Source organism: Paraburkholderia sp. BR10882, assembly GCF_040948855.1.
Classification (GTDB): Bacteria; Pseudomonadota; Gammaproteobacteria; order Burkholderiales; family Burkholderiaceae; genus Paraburkholderia; species Paraburkholderia nodosa_A.
This window is the reverse complement of sequence record NZ_JBFPKP010000051.1, coordinates 1-1,635: the sequence shown is the minus strand read 5'-3', so window position 1 is coordinate 1,635 and position 1,635 is coordinate 1. Positions and strand designations below refer to the sequence as shown.

1 protein-coding gene is annotated in these 1,635 nt (G+C 62.4%); it reads left to right on the top strand.

Going from position 1 to position 1,635, the window contains the following annotated elements:
- Nucleotides 1–81 precede the first annotated feature (81 nt).
- Nucleotides 82–1,572 carry an ISNCY family transposase gene (locus AB3X99_RS40825; protein WP_368662061.1) on the top strand — a complete coding sequence of 497 codons (1,491 nt, stop codon included), beginning with the start codon at nucleotides 82–84 and terminating at the stop codon, nucleotides 1,570–1,572.
- Nucleotides 1,573–1,635 lie beyond the last annotated feature (63 nt).

Below are 1,635 nucleotides of genomic sequence, written 5' to 3'. Positions count from 1 at the left end.
CTTTTAGCCAAGTTCAGATGTCCGCTTTTTGGACGATCGTAAGCTAACAGATCGCTGGGAATCCAGTGTTTGGGAGCTTTAATGGCGGCAACAGAACGGATAACAATGACGATGCGCGAGCTGGACAGATTGAAGCTCATTCAGGACGTGGTGGACGGACGGCTCAAGCCGCTGCGCGCAGCGCAGCGGCTCGGGCTGACGACCCGGCAGATTCGCCGGCTGGTTGGCCGGTTTCGTGAGCACGGGCCGCAAGGCCTCGTGTCGCGGCGACGCTCGCGGCCCAGCAACAACCGGCTAGACCGCGTAACGGCAGACCGGGCGCTATCGATTGTCCGTGAGCGTTACGCCGATTTCGGGCCCACGCTGGCCTGCGAGAAGCTCCGGGAATGCCACGGCATCCAGCTGGCGAAGGAGACGTTGCGCAAACTCATGATGGACGCAGGACTATGGGTTGCGCGCCGGCAGCGGCCGCCGAAGATCTATCAGCCGCGCGCACGGCGTACGTGCCTGGGCGAGCTCATCCAGATCGACGGCAGTGAGCATGCGTGGTTCGAGGACCGGGCGCCGCAATGCACGCTGCTGGTGTACGTGGACGATGCGACGAGCCGGCTGATGGAACTGCACTTCACGCAGACGGAATCGACGTTCAGCTACTTCGAGGCAACGCGCGCGTACATCGAGAGCTATGGCAAGCCGGGCGCGTTCTACAGCGACAAGGCCAGCGTATTCCGCAACACCAGCGCCGAGCGTACCGGACGCAGCGTGACGCCGTTCGGTCGCGCGATGTACGAGCTGAACATCGACACGATCTGCGCCAACAGCAGCTCGGCCAAGGGCCGCGTGGAGCGCGCGCATCTGACGCTGCAGGACCGCCTGGTGAAGGAACTGCGGCTGCGCGGCATCAGTACGCTGGCCGAAGCCAATGCATATGCGCCCTCCTTTATGGCCGCCTACAACGCACGCTTTGCCAAGCCGCCGAAGAGTGAGTTCGATGCGCACCGGCCGCTGCGGGCCGATGAGAGCCTCGATACGGTGCTGACGTGGCGCGAACCGAGGAAGGTCAAGAAGTCGCTGACGGTGCAGTACGACCGTGTGCTGTACCTGCTGGACGATACACCGGAGAACCGCAAGCTGATCGATCGGTATATCGAGGTCTGGGAGTATCCGGACGGACGCATCGAGCTGCGGGCGGATGGCCGCGTGGTCCCGTACCGCGAATACGACAAGCTGACCGAGGTGGACCAGGGCGCAGTGGTTGAGCACAAGCGGCTAAGTCACGTACTTCAGGTCTCGCAGGTGATTCAGGCCCAGCGCGATAACGAACGGATTGGTAAAGCGCCTTCGCGAACGCACCGTGGGGACTCGACCCGAACGGAGCGCAAGCAAGGCCACGCGCGCAGGAAGAAGCAACGCGAATTTACACAGGCCGACATCGAGCAGGTGATCGTCGACCTGGCCGGGCAAAAGCAGCCTTCGCAGGCCCAGCGCAAACCAGGTCATCGATCAGCAGGCGTTAATGGAACAGGGGCGAATGCCCTGCCCGTTCATGATCCGATCTTCGACACTGCGTGAGCTGCAACCCGTGAAAGACAAAACCTGAACCCCGCAAAAGCGGACACTTGAACTTGGCCGGGA